We start from the raw sequence: 19,920 nt of genomic DNA, 5'->3' as shown, positions 1-19,920 counted from the left end.
GGCCTTTGCACTGACCAATACTGTGCCGAGGCACTCGGTCGCCGCGTTTCCCCCGGGCGAACTGCTGCCGTGCTGACCGAAGTCTGGTCAATTGGTCCTCTGAAGCCCGGCGCTCGGATCTATCCGGAAGACGGGGTGGGGCAACGACAGGACTCGGTCTATGTACTGCAGCGTCGTGGTATGAGCGGCCTCGATGTCTGCCCGGTCGCTCGGATCTTCGGTTTCCCGCAAGCCAGCCGCGCACAGCAGTCCGGCATGTCGCCGCAACACGTCAGCCTGGTTCGGGGATCGCACATGCTCGCCCACGCGAGCGAGTGCGCTGAGCAGGTTGATGATGACCGACGGCTGCGTCGCTGCAGACTGGCGGATCTGGTTCAGCGCAGCGCTGACCACCCCGTCATAGCTGTTGCTCTTGGCCAGCAGCCGAACGCGGCCCTGGCCGTCCCGATGGGCCCGACGTGGGAGACGCTTGCACATCAGGCGGGACAGCGCCGCGCAAAGATGATCGATTACCACGAGGGCCGTGTTGGCGTCGTTGATGCCCGGCGACAGGGCCCGTAGCGCGATGTCGACCAAGTGCCGCATCGAGAACTCGACGTCTTGCGTGGGAGTGCGCTGCGGCCCGATCACGACCGCTGCCTGGATGGCCCGGGCACCGTCTTCCGTCAATGCGTCGCGCGGGGCCACCGTGCACAGAAAACCTTCCTTGCACATGTAGTCGCCAGGCCGGAAGTCCAGGCGGATCAGCAAGTCGCATCGTTCCGCGAGCGCCACCAGACGGCCGTGCTCCACCGCCTGGACGTATCCTTCCTCTTGCGAGCGGAGGACTGCCGCGTTGGACTCGAACGCCTGCGAGCACTGCTGCACGTCGGGTGCATCGTGTCGGTCCTCGCTCCAGACGGGTAGCGCTGCGATGGTGCGCTCCAACTCGGCCGCGGCGCGGCGTATCACCTCGTCGGCGATGATGGAGCGCGCGACCCGATGCACGAAGAACAGCAGGGCCAGCACACACGCAAGGCTGAGGATTAGGCCCAGCGTTACGGTGACGTGAGGCACCTGTGCCGGCGCCATGTCCTTTTCCACCGAACGCAGTCCCATCAGGCAATACGCGACCGTCATCATGAACAGCCCGAGGGCAGACTTGGTCGTCGTGTCCGTCACATAGGTGCGGATGAGTCGCGAGCCGAACTGATTGGCGGCCAGGGACAACGCCACGATCGTGATCGAAAACACCACGCTCGACATCGTGATGATCGCCGCGACCAGGGTCGACAACAGATTCCTGGCGTCATCTCCACTGCCCGAGTACAGCAGGCGGACCTGCAGCGAGGCGTTGCCGGGGAGAGCACGGTCTATCGCGGTCGCCGCAGCGAACAGTAGGACCGCGAGGATCAGCATGCCCGCCGGCACGGGCCACAAACCGGTGCGGATTTTCTCGTAGACCAGGGCGGGACGAGGCGGCATGGTGGCGAGGCAAGGCTGAGCGCGCGATCTCGCGCGGCACAGTACACAGCAAGTGCCGCTCCTGCGGGGAATAGCAACGCGAACGGCAAGATCGGCGCGGCGACAAGATGCGGTGCTTTGTAATTTTACATAACGCACATTCTGGAAAGTCTGTGGCACTGGCTGCGTGGCTTCGCAGGGCGGCAAAGACGCTCACTCGTGCCAGGATTTTCGACGTGCTGACGACTCGTCGTCGTTGGGCACGCGCGACAGCAAGCTGATGCCCAAGCCCATGGTGTACGCAGCAACGCCGATGCCATAGCCGAATTCGCGGCCGAGCAAGAACGCACCGATGGCGAGCAAGATGTTTCCGCAGACGAAGAACAGCATGCCGGCATCGTAACGGCGGCTGTCCGCGTGGCAGGCTCGACAAACGACTGCACTGCGAAAAACTGCACCAAGCTCGCGATGCTCGCCAACACGCGGGACTAACGTTCGGTGTTGCCCCGGGCCTTGCTTTGGAGAAAAGAGGCCCGCAAGGGCCAGGGCATCACTGCGCTTTCTGCTGACCGATCAAGGTCGGCGGAGGCGTCCCCCCAAAGCTGGTGCCACTCGGACCGGTCAACGGAACGGCAGCCACCACGGCATCCATAGCAGCAGCCGCCTGCGAGGTCGACACTTGCCCAGATTTAGCCGCCCAGGCAATGAAGAATCCCCCTGCGGCAATGTCCTCGCACAGGCGCTGCGGCACCTCAAGTCGGGTCCCCTGTTGCGTGTAGCACTGACAGCGCTTCACCGAACGAATGCAAGCTGCCGGATAGGGTGCCTCGGTGGGCTTGGTCACTTCGTCGTAGACCGGCGCGGTGTAGGCCAACCCGACCACCCGTGGCACGTGCGCCTCCAAGTACTCGGCGCGGCTCATCTGCGGGCTTGCCGGCCCCTTGGCGGCGTTTTTCTGCGTTGGTCCAGGGGCTGACACCATCAACGCAGATTCCTGCGCCTGTGGGGCCTCCTTTTCGGTCTTGCTCGACCAGCGCTGCCAGATGAACCATAGCAGCACAGCGATCACCACCGGCAGAGCCAGTAGCAGCCAGACCCGCATCGGAATACGCGCCTTGTGCGTGTGGACCTCGGCCGACTTGTACCAGCCATAGGCTGCCTTCGGATACTTGAAGTCGTGCCGGACGCTGCCCTCACGATTCTTATCGCAGTTCTCCTTGACACTGCCCCATTCGTGGATCGTCGCAGCCTGCGTACCGAACTTGCGCACCGCGTGGAAGTGAAGACCGACGAGCCGACGCACGTTCGAATCGACCAACATCGGGTGCTGCGTGATGAACACAAGATCGATTCCCAAGTGCCGATGCGTCTCAAGCGCGGCCACGAACGGGGGCACTGCGGTCCCATGCATGCGCGGCCTGAAGACCCGTTGACACTCATCGATCACCACAATCGAGCCGGCCGGCAGTTCCATCCACCTCTCCGGTTCGAGCTCAGTCCACGGCAAAACCGCTGTATTCAGGTCTCTGATGCCGGAATAGAAGACAGGGCGCCCTTCTTTCTCAGCTTTAGCCTTCACCCAGTTGAGCGCGTAGAGCGTCTTGCCGTTACCCGGCAGGCCAGTCAGCAGGACGATCATTTCAGCACCATCTTCTTCAACGTCCCACCGGTCAGACCGTCCAGCAGCATGCGCGCAGCGATCGCCGAAAGAACGATGGACACCGCCGAGCCGGCACCAGCACCCGACAGCACAGCCATACCCTGCGCCGGAATCGCTCCAAAGTTGGCAGCGATCATCGACCGCAACCACGTGAGTGAAGTGTCCAGACCGGTGAAGGTGACGTACCCGAAGCCAAGCGAAATCAGCACTCGACCAACAAGAGTGCCTGCAGCCTGAATCAGACCCCCGAGCAATGCAGCAATGAACACAGGCATGGTTACCTCCGGAACACGATGAATGCAGCGACCAAATACGCGAAGCCCAACAGCGCCGCACGCACCATCGGCAAGTAGTCGCAAAGCCTAGAAAATGGCAACACGTAATTGCCAACGGTCACGTTCGATGGACAGCCACCAGACCCACCAAACAACGGTGCGGGATCAATCATCGAACTCAGGTTGATCGGCGTTTCCTCGGCACTGTTGCGCGGATGGTCGGCCGGGTTCTCGCCGGTAGCTGCGTCGTTGCCGATGGTTGACAACGGCGTTTCCGTGTCGAACATCGTGCAGTTGCGCTTGTGCTGTTCCTCGGCCATCGCGCACTGCACTGCATCACCGTCACAGGTGAACGCGCTTTGACAGGAGCCACCGAAGTTGGAATCGACGCACTGCGGAGACTCCGGGCTGTCCTGGCAGAAATCCTCTCGCGGTTCTTCCTGCGTCTCGGTCTCGGTCGTTGTGCCCGTGCTGGGCGTGCCACCACCGGCCGGCGTCGTTGTCGTCGTCGTCGTGGTCGTGGTCGTGGTCGTGCAGGTCGCACCCGTGCAGGTCGTATTGCGCGAAGTGCTGGTGCTCGTGGTCGACGTACTACCGTCCGGGTTCGTCGTCGTGCCGTTCGTGTTGGTGTTGGGCGGGCGGTCGTTCGATGTGCCGCACGGCACACAAACCGTTGCGCCGTTGACCGAGCCCGGGCACTGCCCACTAGGGCATGCGTCGGGCGGTTCCTCAAGGCCGGGCGGCGGATCGGTATTGCCTCCCCCGCTACCTTCCGAGCAAGCCGCTCCGGTGCTGGTGTACGGCCCCCACGCATACCACGTGCCATTACTGCCCTGCCCCGATGTGCGCGGGTAGGCAGAACAGCCATTGATGCACACGAGGCCACCGGTATAGCCTGCGCTTGTGTGCGAGACGTCAGCCCCCCCGGCTCCCGCGTCAGTTCCAAGCGGCGGGCACGTGTCAGGACGGGTGCAACTCGTTCCATTCAGCGTCCACCCACCGTCACCCGGGCACGTGTACACAACACGCGTGCAGCTACTGCCCGAAACCGTCCAACCTGAAGGGCAAACCGTTCCGCCTCGGACAATGCCGGGCGAAGCAACATTGCCGTTCGCCACGCCGTCAAGGATGACGTTGATGTCTTGAAAATACGTTGTCGCGCTGCTCTGTCGAAGCTGGCCCAACTGCCCCACAACACGTGAACTGCCACACCACGAAGGGCCGTTTGCATTTTGAGCCGCACCGTTGATAGCCGCCGCACTGAACGACAACGCCGCAGCCCCAGGCGTCGCATAGTCGTACCCGCTGGCCGGCTGTATCACCGCTCCACCGCACGACACGGCGTTACGCCGCCAGAACGTGCCCACGGCCTGCGTCTCTGTCGTTTCCGTGGCAGGAATGGTCTCCGCGAAAGCCTGATGCTGAATCGCCAACAACAGCACCAAGGCGATCAGGCGCGAAAGATGATCCATAGCGCCCCCACAACGGCGATCACAACGTAAATTCCCATGTCCGGCTCCGATGGAGAAGCGGGGGCCTCGGCCCCCGCACGCGGGGGCTCCCGGCCCCCACCCATGCACAGTGGATCAGCACCGCGTCAGAGGACGCGACGGATCCACTTGGCGACCTTGATGCCCACGTAGACGCCGAAGACGGCGGTGCCGACCTGGGCGATGTCTGCGTTCGAGGCGATGATTTCGGCGACTGCCGCTGCGATGTCCATGAGACTTTTCCTTCAGTTGGTTTCAGAGTTGCCATCGCTATGAAGAACCGACACAAGCGCCTTGAAGCACCATGCGGTAGCCCAGACTCCGGCGATGGCAGCGGAGACCAGGATTCCATCCTCGGAGCTGAGAATGAAAGGGTTAAACGCCAAATTGGCATGTTCGATCGGAGTGAGCACAACAAGCCCAGTACACGGCTCAGCGGCAACGGGCGACAAGACATCAACGCCGTCCACATTCACGAGTTGCACGCACTGAGCCATGGTCAGACCTCAATGCACCGTGTGCTTGAAAGCGGTGTCACGGTCCGACAGCCAGCAAAACGGGCCGTTCGCTTCGATCGCTCGATCATGTCGAGCGACGCGGCATAGCGCGTAGCGGTCACCCACCCATGTTCTGCGGAACTCACTTTCGACAAGCTCGCCAGAAGGCGCGCGCCAGCCTCCGCCCTCAGCGCGTTTCCATCCGTCGAAGATCGAAGAATTGCCCTGCACGAAAGCAGGCAGACCCAGCCAGCGGCGAGCACGACGCAAAGCGTGCTCCAGGCCGCCAACGCCATAGATGCGTGCACCACGGGGGAACCCTTTCAGCACATCAGCGCTGCCCTTGCTCATGTACTTCATGAGGTAGGGCACGGCGTTGCGTGCAACCTTGCGATTGGTCATGCCATGCGGCCACCAACGGCGCGCGAGGCGGTGAGAGGACGTCCGAACATCCCATTTCGGCATGCGCTGGCCCTTCGGGAGCCAGCAGCAAATGTGATAGTGAATGGCGCCACGCTGCTGCAGCTCGGCCACCCACACATAGCGGCATGCGAAGCCCTTGCGCTTGCACCACTGGCGGTAGCACTCGAGCGCCTTCGTGATGTCGTCGGGCTTCCAGCCGTCGACAGCGGCATAGGTCAGCGTGACCATCCACGGAACGTCATTGCGGTGGCCGCGCTCGCTGACCGCATGGCAACGGGCAGCGAAGCCGACAGAGCGGCGCAGCCGCGCGAGCCGGGTCTGCTCAACGTCCGGAACGAAGGCGTCAAGGTGATCGCGCAAAGCGTCACTCTCTGCCATCACTCGGACGTTCACAGCCCTTGTCGGGGTTGTTGGAACTGAGACAAGCCCAGCGGCGCTGCGCGCCGCGGCATGCGATGCAACGGCCGCGGTCATAGCAAACCGCCCGCGGCGACGAGCATCGCGCCGACGAACACCCGAAACCACATGTGGCTCAAAGCGCCAGCGATGATCAGCAGCCAGCCAAGCACGGCGACAACAACGCCGAAGCTCATACAAGCCTCGCTTGCACTTGGCCGCGCACGATCAGCGCGTAGTTCGCGAAGCCCCAAGCGTGGTTGGCGTTGAACGCCGACCACACCCAGCGGCCGCGGGAGTCGTACACGTCCCACACGGTCACAGCGAACTCCCATTGACCGCAGCGATGGCGGCGCGGGCATCTTCCAGGGTGTCGAACGAACCCGGCAGATATTCAGAACGGGGCGTATCACCGTCCCACACAAGCCGACGAACAACGAGCCGCGCTTTCCGCTCGCCCGGCTTGCGTAAAAGGCTGACCGGCTCCCACGGCCCCGGCGTGTGGTTCGCGCTCACAGCGAGTACCCCCCGATCGGGTTGCCGGCGTGATCGAGCAGCGTCACATCGACGCTGCCGTCATCGTTGGCCTGGAGCATCACAGCGCCGACCGTCGGGTCGTCACGCTCGATGGACAGCAGGCCGCGAACGGCGCTCGCCGCCAGGGCCTGCATTGCTGCGTGGTACGCCGTTTCCACGGTGCACCCCTCACGCCTTCTTGAGCGGAACCAGTCGGGGAGCCACCGCCAACCGGCCGTTCTGGTCGATGTAGACGGCGGAGGGGTGCAGGGTGTATTCCCCGACTGCGTACGGCGGCGCACCGCTGTCGAGCACGAAATCGAACTTTTCGGGGAAAGGTGGAGAATTGCCGTCTTTGTCGACGGTCACGGCATAGCCGGTTTGGAAGTTCATGTCATAGGCTTTGCCCTTGGCGGACGTGCCTTTGACGTTGCGAACGCCCGTTTGGGCGATGATGATTTTGATCGGCATGTGTGGCTCCGGTAAGTTGTGTTTAACAACGTTAAACGGAGCGTAGCCTAGTTGAGCGGAGTTAAACCATGGAACAGGTGCTTTCCCTGATTGACAAAGCGTCGAAAAAATGCGGTGGTGACTCGGCCCTCGCACGAGAACTCGGCGTGAACAAGTCCATGGTTTCACTCATGCGAAGCGGGAAAGCCGCGCTACCCGTTGAACTCGCTGTTCTGATGGCTCCCATGGCAGGCATCACCTGGGAGGAAGCCGCACGAGTCGCAATGCTGGCAAGCGCGAAAGACGACAAGCGCGCGGCTCAGCTAGAGCGGGTTTTTTTTTGCAAGACTTTGGCTGGCGTCGTGGGGATGTTGCTCGCCTGCGTCGTGGCGCTTGGCCCCGATGGGGCGATGGCGGGCACTAAGCTACCGAAGGTAGTTACCGACCCGCACATTCTGGAATATCTAGACCCATCGGAAGCCCGGTGATATGAGCACCCGGGTCTTCTTTACCAAGGCACAGAGAGAGCTTGAAAACACGCCGGAGACTGTTCGACATCGGCCTGTTTCGACTAGGCGCAAGAAATGTCGAAAGTTTGCTGCGCAACGCATCCCGGCACTAGATGCAAAAGTCCGGTGGGCGCAATTTTCGCGCGACCACATCGTCTAGGACGCAGCACCTCTCGGAGATTGAATCCGCCCGCTGCAGCGCTTCAATCTCCCAAGGGGTGAATTGCAGTTTGCGCTTGGTGCGGCCGACGAAGCTTCGGCCGCGTTGACCCCGACCATGTTTACCTTTTCAAGCGAGTGTGCGAACCGTCTCCTCGAGCGGGATGGCGTCCGCCTCGCCATCGCGCGCCGAGCGCGAAACCGCCGAGGAAATGTCGATGGTTCGCTGCGAAGTGCGGAATTGTCAAAGATTCAGGCGCGCGGCGGTCATCAGCGAACCCTCGAATCACGGACGTATCGTGCTTGAGCCGGGTGGCAGACGACTATGCGAGTCGCAGGTCTTTGGCTCGTTCGGCCTCGATATCGGGCATCAACGGACCATGTCCGACTGCACCGGAATCCGTCCGAATCGGATTTCGGGGTAGCTCCCATGGGAAGCTCTGCAGTGCCGTTTGTCGAACATTCACCTTACCTTGGTTCTTTGTCGACACCGACGCGCAGGCGTACAGAAGAACGGCCGTTGCCAGGGTGCTGCCCGACATCCGGTCTGCCCTTGCAAGTCGCTACGGGTTCATTCGTGTCTGAGGCAGCTTTCGCGGACGCGTCATCGCTTCGTCACGAGTCGCTTCGAACATGGAGGCGCCTCAACATCGACGAAGTTTCACGATGCGTTGCTTTCGATTTTTTGCGTCCGCTGCGGTGCTGTCACTTCTTTCCTCGCTGGCAGCCTGCGGCGGCGGTGACGACGACGACAGCCCGTCCGAGCCGCTCGAGATCACCATCCTCCATGTCAACGACCATCATTCGCGGCTCGATGCGGAAACGCTCAACCTAGCACTGCTGAACGCCGCCGGCGCCCGCGAGAGCGTGACGGTCGATCTGGGGGGCTTTCCGCGGGTGGTGGCAGCCATCGAGGAAATCGCCGCGGCGTCGACCAACGTCATCAAAATCCATGCCGGTGACGCAACGACAGGCGACTTGTATTTCAACCTGACCGAAGGTGAAGCGGACGCCGCGCTGATGAACCAGGTGTGTTTCGACAGCTTCACCGTCGGGAACCATGAGTTCGACTACGGCGACGCGGGCCTGAAGCAGTTCATCGACCACCTGCATGCGGGCCAATGCAAGACGCCGGTGCTGTCGGCCAACATCACTTTCAGCGCCGATTCCCCGCTGCATCCCTCGCGCGCGCCGGACCTGGTGCGCCCCTCCATCGTCATCGAGCGCGGCGGCCAGAAGATCGGCCTGATCGGCCTGACGATCGCTGCGAAGACACAGAACGCCTCGCGCCCCGACGCCGGCACCCTGCTCACCGACGAGCTGGCCGCCGCGCAGGCCGAGATCGACCGGCTCAAGGCCCAGGGCGTCAACAAGATCGTGGTGCAGTCGCACGTCGGCTACTCGCTGGAGACCGCGCTCGCAGCGCAGCTGGACGGCGTGGATGTGATCGTCGGTGGCGACTCGCACACGTTGCTGGGGCCGGATGGCATGGAAGACTATGGCCTCAACCCGGCCGGCGACTACCCCACCCGCGTGACCGACAAGAACGGCAAGCCGGTGTGCGTGGTGCAGGCTTGGCAGTACTCCTATGTGGTCGGCGAGCTGAAGGTCAACTTCGACGCCCAGGGCGAGGTGACGGGCTGCACCGGCACGCCGCACGTGCTGATCAGCGACGCCTTCCGCCGCGGCAGCACGCCAGTGAACGACGCCGACAAGGCAGCGATGCTGGCCGACGTGACGGCCAGCCAGGTGCTACGCGTCACCACGCCCGACGCGAGTGCCACCGCCGTGCTGCAACCGTATGCCGCGCAGAAGACTGCTTTCGGCTCCGAAGTCGTCGGCCAGGCCGGTACCAACTTGTGCCTGCGCCGCGTGCCGGGCACCCGCCTCGATCCAACGCGCTCCTCGCTCGGCGCGGCATGCAACCAGGACGCCGGCGTCATTGCCCACGGCGGCGACATCCAGCAGATCGTCGCCGAGGCCTTCCTGCAAGGCGCACGCGAGTTCTTCGATGCCGACGTCTCGATCCAGAACGGCGGCGGCGTGCGCGCCGACGTGGCGGCCGGCGACGTGACGGTGCAGAAGGTCTACACGGTGCTGCCGTTCAAGAACACGTTGGTGCAGCTGGAAGCGACCGGGGCTGAAATCAAGGCGGCGCTGGAAGACGCGATCGACGGCGTGGTGGCGAACACCAACACCGGCAGCTACCCCTACACCGGCGGCCTGCGCTTCGACGTCGACCTGACCCAGCCCAAGGGCTCGCGCCTGAGCAACCTGCAGATCCGCAACGCGAATGGCAGCTATGCAACCTTCGACCTCGCGGCCACCTACTCGGTCGCCACGACCAACTTCCTCGCCGATGGGCAGGACTTCTACACCACGCTGGGCACGATCACCGGGGCGCGCCGCAGCGACGTGGGGCTGGACTACGCCGAGGTGCTGCTGACCTACCTGGAGAACCAGCCCGGCCACACGCTGAACAAGCTGCCGGTGGCGGACTACAGCACGCAGGGCTTCGTCGACCTGCCCTGACACCCCCCAGAAGCCGACTGTTCCCCGGGGCTTCGCGCCCCGGTTCTTGATCTGAACGGCGGGCCGCACCGGCGCGCCCACACACCAGGGAGCTTTCCATGAAGCCGACTCCGATTTTCGGTAGCCTGCTGCTGGCCTACGGCGGCCTCGTGTCCGCGCAGAACGTCGTCATCAGCCAAGTGTATGGCGGCGGCGGCAACAGCGGGGCGCCGTTGACGCACGACTACGTCGAGCTGTTCAACGCCGGCTCGCAACCCGTGAGCCTTGCCGGCTGGTCGGTGCAGTACGCCTCCGCTGCTGGCAGCACCTGGTCGGTGACGCCGCTGTCGAGCGCGGTCCTGCAGCCGGGCCAGTACTACCTGGTACAGCAGGCGGCTGGTGCGGGCAGCGGCAGCGCCCTGCCCGCGCCCGATGCGGCAGGTGGCGCGGCGATGAGCGCGCGTTCGGGCAAGGTGGCCCTTGTCAGCAGCGGCATGGCACTGTCGGGCGCGTCGCCCTCGGGCGCAACGCTGGTCGACCTGGTGGGTTATGGCGGCGCCGGCCACTTCGAGGGCAGTTCGGCCGCCCCAGCGCTCAGCAACACCACGGCTGCGCTACGCACTGCGGCCGGCTGCACCGATACGCAACAGAACGGCATCGATTTCAGCTCTGGCGTCCCTGCTCCGCGCAACAGCGCGACGGCTGCGGCGCCCTGCGGCGGCGCCGTCAATGCACCGATCGTGGCCTCTTGCCCGACGCTGAACATGGTTGCCGGTACCACGCGCACCGTCGAGGCGACCGCGCGCGATGCCGACGGCATCGTCATCAGTGCCGACCTGGCCGGCCCCTTGCCGGCCGGCGTGCGCGTTGCCGACTTCAGCGCGGCCACCGGGCCCGGCGGTTGGGCGGGCCTGCTGCTGGAAGTGGCGGGCAGCACGCCCCAGGGCAGCTACCCGGTGCCACTGAGCTGGCGCAACAACCAGGGCCAGACAGCCGATTGCACGGTGCTGCTGAACGTCTCCAGCCTGACGCGCATCCCGACCGTCCAGGGCACGGGTGCGACCAGCCCGCTGGTGGGGGCCACCGTGACCACCGAAGGCGTCGTCACGCTGCTGACCAACAACGGCTTCTTCCTGCAGGACGCGACGGGCGACGGCAACCCTGCCACCTCGGACGGCCTCTTCGTCTTCACCGGTACTGGCGCCGGCGCACCGCGTCCAGCCGTAGGGTCGCTGGTGCGCCTGACCGGCCGGGTCAGCGAATTCAATACCGGTGCGTCGGGCAACGCGGTCACGTCGGCACGGCCGGTCACGCAGCTCGGTAGCGTCAGCGAACTGACGATGGTGCGCAGCGGCGTTGCCGTGGCCCCGACGCCGGTGGCGCTGCCGGCTTCCGGCGGCGATGCGCTGGAACGTTATGAAGGCATGCTGGTCACCCTTCCCGGCCCCATCACCGTGTCGCAGAACTATTTCCTCGGCCGCTACGGGCAGTTGACGATGTCGGTGGGCGGGCGGCTGGAAACGCCGACCAACCGTCTGCGCCCAGGGCCGCAAGCCCAGGCGCTTGCCGAGGAGAACGCGCGCCGCAGCTTCCTGCTCGACGACGCCACCGGCGCGCAGAACCCAACGCCGATTCCCTACATCGGGGCCGACAACACGGTGCGCGCGGGCGACACCGTGGCCTCGCTCACCGGTGTACTGGACTACGGCCTCGCCACTTCGAGCAACGCGGGCATTGCCAGCTACAAGCTGCACCCGAGCGTGGTGCCGAGCTTCACCCGCAACCACCCGCGTAGCGCGATGCCGGAGACGGTGGGCGGCAACGTCAGGGTTGCCAGCTTCAACGTGCTGAACTACTTCACCACGTTCACCGATGGCACCAACGCCGATGGCCAGGCCGGCCAGGGCTGCACGCTCGGCGACAGCACCGCCGCCGGCAACTGTCGCGGCGCCAGCAACGCGCAGGAATTCGAGCGGCAGCGCCGCAAGATCGTCGAGGCAATGGTTGCCATCGATGCCGACGTGTTCGGCCTGATGGAGATCCAGAACAACGGCATGACGGCAGCGCAGAACCTGGTCGACGCGTTGAACGCGCGCCTCGGGACGACTGTGTACGCCGTCGTCCCGGACCCGGCCACCGGCACCGGCACCGACGCCATCAAGGTCGCGATGATCTACAAGCCCGGCCGCCTCAGCCTTGCCGGATCGTCCGTCAGCGACGACGACGCGGTGCACAACCGCCCACCGCTGGCGCAGGTGTTCGAGGCGGCCAACGGCGAGCGCTTCGCGGTGGTGGTGAACCACTTCAAGTCCAAAGGCTGCGACGGCGCGACGGGCGCAGACGCTGACCAGGGCGACCTGCAGGGCTGCTGGAACGCGCTGCGCGTGCAGCAGGCCCGCGCCCTCGGCGAGTTCATCGTCGCGGTGCAGGCGCTCGGCGCCACCGAGGATGTGCTCGTCATCGGCGACCTGAACGCGTACGCCCAGGAAGACCCGGTGGTCGAACTCACCGGCCGGGGCTACGTGGACGAGATCGCCCGCCACAACGGCTTCGGCTATTCCTATGTCTTCGATGGCGCGGCCGGCCGGCTCGACCATGCGCTCGCCAGCGCATCGCTGAGCCCCAAGGTGACGCGCGCCATCGAGTGGCACATCAACGCCGACGAGCCGTCGGTGATCGACTACAACCTCGAGTTCAAACCGCAGGATCTGTACGCACCCACGGCCTACCGCTCCTCGGATCACGACCCCGTCGTGGTGGGGCTGAACCTCGTCAACACGGTGCACGGCTCGCGCCGTCCCGAGCGCATTGCCGGCACGCCGGGCGACGACCAGATCACCGGCGGTCGCGGCCCCGACTTCATCCGGGGCGGCGGCGGCAACGACGTGTTCGTGTACCGCTCGCTGCACGACGGTGTCGACGTCATCGACGATTTCCGTCCCGGCGACCGTATCGACCTGCGCTCGCTGCTGCGTCAGCTGGGCTTCGGCGGCGGCGACGCCGTGGCGGCCGGCTACGTGCGGTTGCAGCGCACCGGCGCGGGCGTGCTCGTGATGGTCGACGTGAATGGCGTGCAGCGCCGCATGGGCCAACGGCCTCTTCTGCTGCTGCGCGGCGTCAAGCCGAGTGACCTGGACGTTGCCGGCGCGCTCCTGTACTAGCGAGAGAACGCAGCCCGCTGCCGAGGGCCGAGGGGACACCGCGGCGTGAACTTGTCACGCCCGTCGGGTGTGACAAAGCGCTGTCACGGTGTTGTCGTTACGTCGAGTCACACTTTCTGCTGTCACGCATCCCCGCGTGAGTCCAGCACGCCTGTCGAAGGACAGTGCGCGAAAGGCGACCGTGAGCCCCCCACTCTCTCATGACCTCGGCGCCGAGGTCGACCGCATCATCGCCGCACGCGCGATCACGCCACATTTCCAGCCCATCATCGACCTGCACGCCGGTGACATCGTCGGCTATGAAGGGTTGATCCGCGGGCCGTCGGACTCCTTCCTGCATTCGCCGGTGGCGCTGATCGAGGCGGCCGCCGCCTTCGGGCAACTGACCTCGCTGGAGCTGCAGACCGTGCCGGTGCTGTTGCAGGCGTACGCGCGCCTGCACCTGCCGGGCCGCATCTTCATCAACGTGACGCCTGCGACCATTGCGCATGGCGAGCGCTTCCACGAGCGCATGCTGGGCTTCATCCACGAGGCCGGGCTGGCACCTTCGAGGGTGATCATCGAACTCACCGAGACGCATGCCATCACGCACGAGCATGAACTGCTGTCGGCCATCCGTGCCCTGCGCGAGGCGGGCCTGGTGGTCGCGATCGACGACCTGGGCGAGGGCTTTTCGGGCCTGCGGCGCTGGAGCGAGGTGCGCCCGCACTACGTCAAGATCGATCGGCACTTCGTCGACGGGCTCTCGCAGGACCCGCTGCGCCAGCAGTTCATCCGCTCCATCATGGACATGGCCCGCATGGCAGGCACGCGTGTCGTCGCCGAGGGCGTGGAAACGGAATCGGACCTGCTGCTGCTGCGCCAACTCGGTGTGCATTGCGCGCAAGGCTACGTGATCGCCAGGCCGGTGGCGGCGCCGCGCGCCTCGCTGCGGCCCGAGATTGTGCGGTTGCTGCGCAGCAGCGACCACACCCCGGCCGTCGGAGCTTCCTCGGCGCGCCGCACGCTGGCCGGCCATCTGGCGCGCCCGTCGGTCACGCTCACCCTGGCCGCAACCTGTTCAGACGTGATCGAGGCGTTCCGCAGCGACCCTCACCTTTATGCCATCCCGGTGCTCGGCGAAAGCGGGCAGCCGCTCGGCGTGCTGCGCAGCCACGACGCGCTGCTGACCGCCAGCCAGCTCTATTTCATGGACGTGTTCGGCAAGCAATCGTGCCAGGTGCTGATGGACACCCTGCCGTTGATCTTCGACGCGAACAGCACGTTGCAGTCCATGGCCGCAGCCGTAGCCAACATCGACGAGCGCCACCTGACCGACGGCTTCCTCGTCACTCATGGCGGGCGCTACGTCGGCACCGGCCGCATCAGCGACCTGCTGCGGGCGGTGTCCGACAGCCAGCTCTCGGCTGCGCGCTATGCCAACCCGCTGACGCAGCTGCCGGGCAACGTGCCGCTGGACGAACACATCGACCTGCTGCTCGACCAGCAGCAATCCTTCGTCGTCGTGCACTGGGACCTCGGCTCGTTCAAGGCATTCAACGACGTCTACGGATATCGGCTGGGCGACGACCTGATCCTTTTCACCGCCGACATGCTGCGCTCGGCCCACGACCCGGAGCGCGACATGCTCGGCCACGTGGGCGGCGACGACTTCGTCACCGTCTACACCTCGCGCGACTGGCAGCAGCGCGTCGAGAAGGCGCTTGCGGCCTTCGATACCGGGGTGCGGCGTTTCTTTTCGGGCGAGCACCTGCGTGACGGCGGCTATCTGAGCCTGAACCGGCAAGGCCTGCCGGTGTTTCATGCACTGACTACGCTCGCCGCCGGCGTGGTGCCGGTACAGCCGCAAGCTTACGACTCCCACCGTCAGATCGCGCGTGCTGCCGCTGAGAGCAAGCGCATGGCCAAGCAGGGGCCGGGCAGTTGCTGCTTCATCGAGCGCCGCCAGCCCGGTTCGACCGCAAGCGAGCTTCCGGCCGGCCCAGTCCTGCCCGACACCGAGCCGGTTCCCGATCGCCTCGCAGCCTGAGCCCCGACCCTCAGTCCAGAGCGGAGTCCAGCAGCCCGTTCCAGTCGGCGACCTCGTCGTCCACGGCGTCTTCGGGGCGGTCCTTGCTGCCGCGGTCGCGCCATAGCGAGGCGGCGAGTTCCGTCGCCTGGTCGGCGTTGAAAGACGGCCAGGCGCGCCGAAGCCTCGCGGCAGCCCGCGCCGTCCACTCGTCCCGTCCCAACACGTCCATGGCCGACCCCGACAACGACGACTCCACTGTCGAGCGTGAATGTGACGACGCTATGACAGCCCCTCGCGACACGTCGGCGTCCCGGCGCTGCATGCGGGTCCGGTCGGCAGATGGCCGACTCGAAGCATGGACGGGAATTCCGCACGTCGTGCACGCGCGAAGCGCAGATGTCGCAACCGCGTCATGTGAGCTCGCTAACGTCACTCCCTCCGAACCGGAGCCATACCGTGAACACCCATGCCACGAATCCGCCGGCGGCGCTTTCCATAGCGGCGACCGCCTCTGCTTCGCTGTCTTCTCTTGCGCGCAACGAAGGCTCGCGCCTGTCTCGCGATGCCATGACGCAGCGTCCGGGCGAGGCACAGCGGCTATGCGCGGACGAAGCCGCCGCCAACGCAGCCGAGTTCGATGCCCGGCAGGAAGTCGCCGTCGACGCAGGGCTGCTGTTCTACTATCGCGGCGGTTTCACGCTGCCGGCGATCCATATGCTGGGCCAGCGGCTCAAGCAGCGGCTGGAGGAAGCCGAGGTGGCGGCACTGGGGCGGCAGAAACTGTTGTCCACCTTCCTGGTGCTGGCGCACAACGTCCACCATCACGGGGCAAGCGATTTCGCGTTGCCGCTCGGCGTGGTCGCCCTGGGTGCGCTGCAGGCCTCGCCACAGGGCGCTATCGCGATCGGCCGCCATGAGGGCGGCGATGGCTACTGGGTGATGTGCCACAACCAGATCGACGAAGCGCAAGTGCCGCGGGTGTCCGAACGGCTGGAGCGTGCCCGGTCGATGGACCCCCGCCAGATCGAGGCGGCCTTTCGTTCCCAGATGCTGCATGAAGGCTCCGGGGCGCCGCAACCGGTGCACACCGGCGCGGGCATGGGGCTGATGACCGTGGCCCGCTATGCGCGCGAGCCGCTGCGGTTCTCGCTGCGCCGCGCGGGCCCCAAGCCCTGTGATCGTTTCCATCTCTATCTCACGGCGATCATCTGAAATGCCGTGCCCGACGTGATTTATGCCAAGACCGACGCCGGTCGCCGCGCACTGCAGGAGCGCGCGTTCTCCGGCACCCGCCCACAACGCTCGCTGCTGATCCTGATCGACGGCGTGCAGACGCTCGGCAAGCTGTGGCCCGCCGTCGAAGCGCTCGGCTTGGGCGAGCGCGACGTCGAGTTCCTGGCCGCTTGCGGCTACATCGAGGCGCGTGTCGCCGTGCCGCCAAGGTCGCAGCGTGCCGCGACCGAGAGGGCCGCTGCAGCGCAGGCGCCTCGCCCCGCGCAGCGCTCGCTGGCGGCGGCGAAGTTCTATGCGCTCGACCAGATCGGTCGCCTGCTTGGGCACCGCGACGAGGGCTTGCGGCTGGCTGCGCGTGACGTCACCGACCGCTCATCTCTCGTCGCCTGGCTCGAGCAATGCCGTCACCATATCGCCGAAGTGGCCGGCGACGAACGCGCGGAGCTGTTCTCGGCACGCGTGTTCGACCTGCTGCCCGAAGAAGTCGCGGCATGAGGCCGGCCGGCGCGAGGCACGCCGCTCAGGTTCCGATCGGTCCGCCATCTGCCTTGCGGATCACCACGGTGGCCGAGCGCGGCCGGCCGCCGGCCCGGGCGTCGGGCCAGTTGGAATAGCGGCCGGGCTGCTCGGGGTCGCTACGCCCCGATGGCCTTTCGCCGGGATGCTGGATGTTGACGAACAGCGTGCGCCCATCCGGCGTGCCGGTCGCGCCGGTGACTTCGCAGCCGACGGGGCCGACCAGGAAGCGGCGGATCTCGCCGGTGTGCGGGTCGGCCGCCAGCATCGCGTTGTTGCCCAGGCGGGTGAGGTCGCCCTTGCCCATTGCCGACGGCGACATGTCGGTTTGCACCCACAGCACGCCGCGGCCGTCGGCCCACAAGCCGTCGGGGCAGCCGAAGGCATCGCCTTTGATATTGCCCTGGGCCTCGACGCGCTCGTTGGCCGGGTCTCCCGCCAGCACGAAGTGGGTCCATCGGAAGCGTGTGCCGTCGACGTCACCCTCCTCCTTCCAGCGGAGGATGTGGCCTGTCGTGTTGTTGCGCCGGGGGTTGGCTGCGTCGACGCCCTCCCCCTGGGTGCCGCGGTTGGAGTTGTTCGTCAGCGTGCAGTAGACCCAGCCGTCCGGGCCGACGGCGATCCACTCGGGCCGGTCCATCTTGGTCGCGCCGAGCAGATCGCTGGCCTGGCGGGTCTTGACCAGCACCTCGCCCTGGTCGGCGAAGCCGTTCTCGGCCGTCAGCGGGCCCTGGCCATGGCCCAGTGCGATCCAGCGGCCACGGCCGTCTGCATCGAAGCGCGCCACGTACAGCGTGCCGTGGTCGAGCAACTGCGCGTTCTCGCGCAAGCCGCGGGGCTTGATCTTTTCGCGGCTGACGAACTTGTAGATGTACTCGAAGCGGGCGTCCTCGCCCATGTAGACCACCGCGCGGCCGTCACGCGTCACGGCCACCGTCGCGCCTTCGTGTGTGGCCCGGCCCAATGCCGTGCGCTTGACCGGCGTGGAGCCGGGGTCGAAGGGGTCGATCTCCACGATCCAGCCGAAGCGGTTCGGCTCGTTGGGGTGCCGGGTGGCGTCGAAGCGCTCGTCGAATTCATGCCAGCGGCAGCCAGCGCCGCCCTTGCGCAGGCCCCAGCGGCGTTCATGCGGACTTGGCTTCTCGGGGCCATTGAAATACGAGCTGAAATTCTCCTCGCAAGTGAGGTAGGTACCCCAAGGCGTGATGCCGCTGCCGCAGTTGCTCAACGTACCGAGCGGTCGCCGGCCGGCCGGATCAGCGGCCGTGCGCAACAGCGCATGCCCGGCCGCGGGGCCGCCGAAGCTCATCGGCGTGCACGCCGTGATGCGGCGTGCCCACGGCGACGGACGCACGACCTGCCAGCCGTCGTCGCCCTGCTGTTCCACCTCGATCACCGAAACGCCGTGCGCCGCCTGCGATTTTCGGACTTTTTCGGCGGTCCAGGTCTTCATCCCGTCGGCGTGCAGCAGGCCATCGTCGGCGTACTCGTGGTTCATCACGAGCAGTCCGCTGCGGCTGCCGTCCTGCGCATAGAAATGCATGCCGTCGTGGTGCATGCCCATCTGCGCCTCCTGCTCGGCGGCGCTGTTGCTGCCGTCGAACTTGAACGCAGGCGTTTCGCCGTACAGCCCGACCGGCTCGCCCCAAGCGGCGATCACCTGGGCGATGTAGCCCTCGGGCACGACCACCTTGTCGGCCGTGGACACCGGCACGCTGCTGAACCCGAGCAGCGGGCCGTCGCCCCGCGCACCGCTGGCACAGCCGGCCGAGCCGGCAGCCACCGGCGCAAGCAGCCGGCCGATTGCCATGCCCAGCCCGCCTCGCAACACGATGCGGCGCGACGGGTCTGAGATGTCGTGGATGCTGCGATTGGACGAGCGGTTGCTGTCCTCCATCAGCGAGTAGTCTTTGGCCATGGCGGTCTTCAGGGGGAGCCGCGCTCGCGCGCGCGGCGTGAGATGGAATGCACATCGCATTCTGATTCCGCTTGGCGACGGCTTTGTGATCAAACCGCAACGGACCGGGCAGCCACCGGCGCCCTCCGGCCGGAACGTGATATTGTGTAAATCGTTTATATCTTTAACCCGGAGCACCGATGGCCACTGCCAAGAAGACCCCTCCCGTCCAACCTTCAGCCAAGCCGGCGGCCAAGGCCGCCACCCGGCAGGCGGCTGCGAAGCCGGTGGCCAAGGCCGCTGTCCCCAAACCCGCTGCCAAGCCGGTGAAGCAGGCCGCCAAGACGCCGGCCAAGGTTGCCAAGCCCAAGGCCGCGCCGGCAGACGCTCCGAAGGCGGCCAAACAGAAGCTGGTGCGCGACAGCTTCACCATGCCGCAGGCCGACTTCGACCGCATCGCTCAACTCAAGAGCCGTGCCCTGGCCTTCATGCGCCCGGCCAAGAAGAGCGAGCTGCTGCGTGCGGGCCTGCATGCGCTCGCCGCGCTCGACGACACCCGCCTGCGCGCCGCACTCGACGCGTTGGCGCCGCTCAAGCCCGGCCGGCCGAAGAAAACAGCCTGAGCTGCGCTACCTGCACGTGCTCCTCAGCGCCTGGCTCCCAGATACGTCTCGACGACGCGAGGGTCGGTGGCGAGTTGGGCGGCGGGCCCGTGCAGGGCGATCTGGCCGGTTTCCAGCACATAGGCGTGGTCGGCCACCTGCAGCGCTGCA

21 protein-coding genes and 1 pseudogene are annotated in these 19,920 nt (G+C 65.8%); 8 read left to right on the top strand and 14 right to left on the bottom strand.

The window, feature by feature from the left end; translation table 11 throughout:
• Nucleotides 1-87: 87 nt before the first annotated feature.
• The 5 genes from M8A51_RS20500 to M8A51_RS20480 form a co-directional block, all read right to left on the bottom strand.
• On the bottom strand, nucleotides 88-1,464 hold the full coding sequence (locus tag M8A51_RS20500) for a DUF2254 domain-containing protein (protein WP_251780399.1): 1,377 nt from the start codon (nucleotides 1,462-1,464) through the stop codon (nucleotides 88-90).
• Between the two features lie 192 nt (nucleotides 1,465-1,656).
• Nucleotides 1,657-1,833, bottom strand: a complete 177-nt coding sequence (locus tag M8A51_RS20495; RefSeq protein ID WP_251780398.1) for a hypothetical protein — start codon at nucleotides 1,831-1,833, stop codon at nucleotides 1,657-1,659.
• A 160-nt stretch (nucleotides 1,834-1,993) separates the two neighbouring features.
• Entirely contained in the window at nucleotides 1,994-3,082 is a 1,089-nt protein-coding gene (locus tag M8A51_RS20490; protein ID WP_251780397.1) for a zonular occludens toxin domain-containing protein, read from the bottom strand.
• Entirely contained in the window at nucleotides 3,079-3,378 is a 300-nt protein-coding gene (locus tag M8A51_RS20485; protein ID WP_251780396.1) for a DUF2523 family protein, read from the bottom strand. Before M8A51_RS20485 ends, M8A51_RS20490 begins: the two co-directional genes overlap by 4 nt.
• Before the next feature lie 2 nt (nucleotides 3,379-3,380).
• Nucleotides 3,381-3,698, bottom strand: coding sequence for a virulence factor TspB C-terminal domain-related protein (locus tag M8A51_RS20480; protein ID WP_251780395.1), 318 nt, complete (start codon nucleotides 3,696-3,698; stop codon nucleotides 3,381-3,383).
• Nucleotides 3,699-3,756: 58 nt separating this feature from the next.
• Here M8A51_RS20480 and M8A51_RS20475 point away from each other — a divergent pair, with 58 nt between their 5' ends.
• Complete coding sequence (locus M8A51_RS20475) at nucleotides 3,757-4,233, top strand: hypothetical protein (protein ID WP_251780394.1); 477 nt, start codon at nucleotides 3,757-3,759, stop codon at nucleotides 4,231-4,233.
• Between the two features lie 742 nt (nucleotides 4,234-4,975).
• Here the strand turns inward: M8A51_RS20475 and M8A51_RS20470 are convergent.
• The 6 genes from M8A51_RS20470 to M8A51_RS20450 all read right to left on the bottom strand — a co-directional run bounded on the left by M8A51_RS20470 (nucleotide 4,976) and on the right by M8A51_RS20450 (nucleotide 7,171).
• Nucleotides 4,976-5,101 (bottom strand): major capsid protein, encoded by a 126-nt coding sequence (locus M8A51_RS20470; RefSeq protein ID WP_251780393.1) that lies wholly within the window; start codon nucleotides 5,099-5,101, stop codon nucleotides 4,976-4,978.
• A 12-nt stretch (nucleotides 5,102-5,113) separates the two neighbouring features.
• Nucleotides 5,114-5,353, bottom strand: coding sequence for a phage coat protein (locus M8A51_RS20465; RefSeq protein WP_251780392.1), 240 nt, complete (start codon nucleotides 5,351-5,353; stop codon nucleotides 5,114-5,116).
• 21 nt (nucleotides 5,354-5,374) lie between these two features.
• Entirely contained in the window at nucleotides 5,375-6,181 is an 807-nt protein-coding gene (locus M8A51_RS20460; RefSeq protein ID WP_251780391.1) for a rolling circle replication-associated protein, read from the bottom strand.
• 77 nt (nucleotides 6,182-6,258) lie between these two features.
• Nucleotides 6,259-6,381, bottom strand: a complete 123-nt coding sequence (locus tag M8A51_RS26330) for a hypothetical protein (protein WP_259372103.1) — start codon at nucleotides 6,379-6,381, stop codon at nucleotides 6,259-6,261.
• Between the two features lie 315 nt (nucleotides 6,382-6,696).
• Nucleotides 6,697-6,879 (bottom strand): hypothetical protein, encoded by a 183-nt coding sequence (locus M8A51_RS20455; protein WP_251780390.1) that lies wholly within the window; start codon nucleotides 6,877-6,879, stop codon nucleotides 6,697-6,699.
• Between the two features lie 10 nt (nucleotides 6,880-6,889).
• Nucleotides 6,890-7,171 carry a G5P family DNA-binding protein gene (locus M8A51_RS20450; RefSeq protein WP_251780389.1) on the bottom strand — a complete coding sequence of 94 codons (282 nt, stop codon included), beginning with the start codon at nucleotides 7,169-7,171 and terminating at the stop codon, nucleotides 6,890-6,892.
• A 68-nt stretch (nucleotides 7,172-7,239) separates the two neighbouring features.
• Between M8A51_RS20450 and M8A51_RS20445 the strand changes: the two genes are divergently transcribed.
• From M8A51_RS20445 to M8A51_RS20430, 4 genes are all read left to right on the top strand, one after another.
• Complete coding sequence (locus M8A51_RS20445) at nucleotides 7,240-7,638, top strand: helix-turn-helix domain-containing protein (RefSeq protein ID WP_251780388.1); 399 nt, start codon at nucleotides 7,240-7,242, stop codon at nucleotides 7,636-7,638.
• Between the two features lie 846 nt (nucleotides 7,639-8,484).
• Entirely contained in the window at nucleotides 8,485-10,350 is a 1,866-nt protein-coding gene (locus tag M8A51_RS20440; protein ID WP_251780387.1) for a bifunctional metallophosphatase/5'-nucleotidase, read from the top strand.
• Nucleotides 10,351-10,448: 98 nt separating this feature from the next.
• On the top strand, nucleotides 10,449-13,490 hold the full coding sequence (locus M8A51_RS20435; RefSeq protein ID WP_251780386.1) for an ExeM/NucH family extracellular endonuclease: 3,042 nt from the start codon (nucleotides 10,449-10,451) through the stop codon (nucleotides 13,488-13,490).
• Nucleotides 13,491-13,671: 181 nt separating this feature from the next.
• On the top strand, nucleotides 13,672-15,519 hold the full coding sequence (locus M8A51_RS20430; protein WP_251780385.1) for a GGDEF domain-containing protein: 1,848 nt from the start codon (nucleotides 13,672-13,674) through the stop codon (nucleotides 15,517-15,519).
• Nucleotides 15,520-15,529: 10 nt separating this feature from the next.
• Here the strand turns inward: M8A51_RS20430 and M8A51_RS20425 are convergent, their stop codons facing one another.
• Nucleotides 15,530-15,730, bottom strand: coding sequence for a hypothetical protein (locus tag M8A51_RS20425; RefSeq protein WP_251780384.1), 201 nt, complete (start codon nucleotides 15,728-15,730; stop codon nucleotides 15,530-15,532).
• 227 nt (nucleotides 15,731-15,957) lie between these two features.
• Between M8A51_RS20425 and M8A51_RS20420 the strand changes: the two genes are divergently transcribed.
• Nucleotides 15,958-16,713: a SiaB family protein kinase gene (locus M8A51_RS20420; protein WP_251780383.1), complete on the top strand. Its 756-nt coding sequence runs from the start codon at nucleotides 15,958-15,960 to the stop codon at nucleotides 16,711-16,713.
• A 6-nt stretch (nucleotides 16,714-16,719) separates the two neighbouring features.
• The gene (locus M8A51_RS20415; RefSeq protein ID WP_251780382.1) at nucleotides 16,720-17,229 is read left to right on the top strand and encodes a hypothetical protein; all 510 of its coding nucleotides are present in this window, start codon (nucleotides 16,720-16,722) and stop codon (nucleotides 17,227-17,229) included.
• Between the two features lie 25 nt (nucleotides 17,230-17,254).
• Here the strand turns inward: M8A51_RS20415 and M8A51_RS20410 are convergent, their stop codons facing one another.
• A complete protein-coding gene (locus M8A51_RS20410; RefSeq protein WP_251780381.1) occupies nucleotides 17,255-19,168 on the bottom strand; it encodes a PhoX family protein in 1,914 nt (637 codons plus the stop codon).
• Nucleotides 19,169-19,347: 179 nt separating this feature from the next.
• Between M8A51_RS20410 and M8A51_RS20405 the strand changes: the two genes are divergently transcribed.
• Nucleotides 19,348-19,770: a hypothetical protein gene (locus tag M8A51_RS20405; protein WP_251780380.1), complete on the top strand. Its 423-nt coding sequence runs from the start codon at nucleotides 19,348-19,350 to the stop codon at nucleotides 19,768-19,770.
• Between the two features lie 23 nt (nucleotides 19,771-19,793).
• Here M8A51_RS20405 and M8A51_RS20400 read toward each other — a convergent pair.
• Nucleotides 19,794-19,920: pseudogene (locus tag M8A51_RS20400) on the bottom strand (ABC transporter ATP-binding protein); the annotation flags it as partial.

The sequence above is a fragment of the Caldimonas mangrovi genome (assembly GCF_023721835.1).
In the GTDB taxonomy this organism is placed as follows: domain Bacteria; phylum Pseudomonadota; class Gammaproteobacteria; order Burkholderiales; family Burkholderiaceae_C; genus Caldimonas; species Caldimonas mangrovi.
This window is presented reverse-complemented; position numbering and strand designations above follow the sequence as displayed.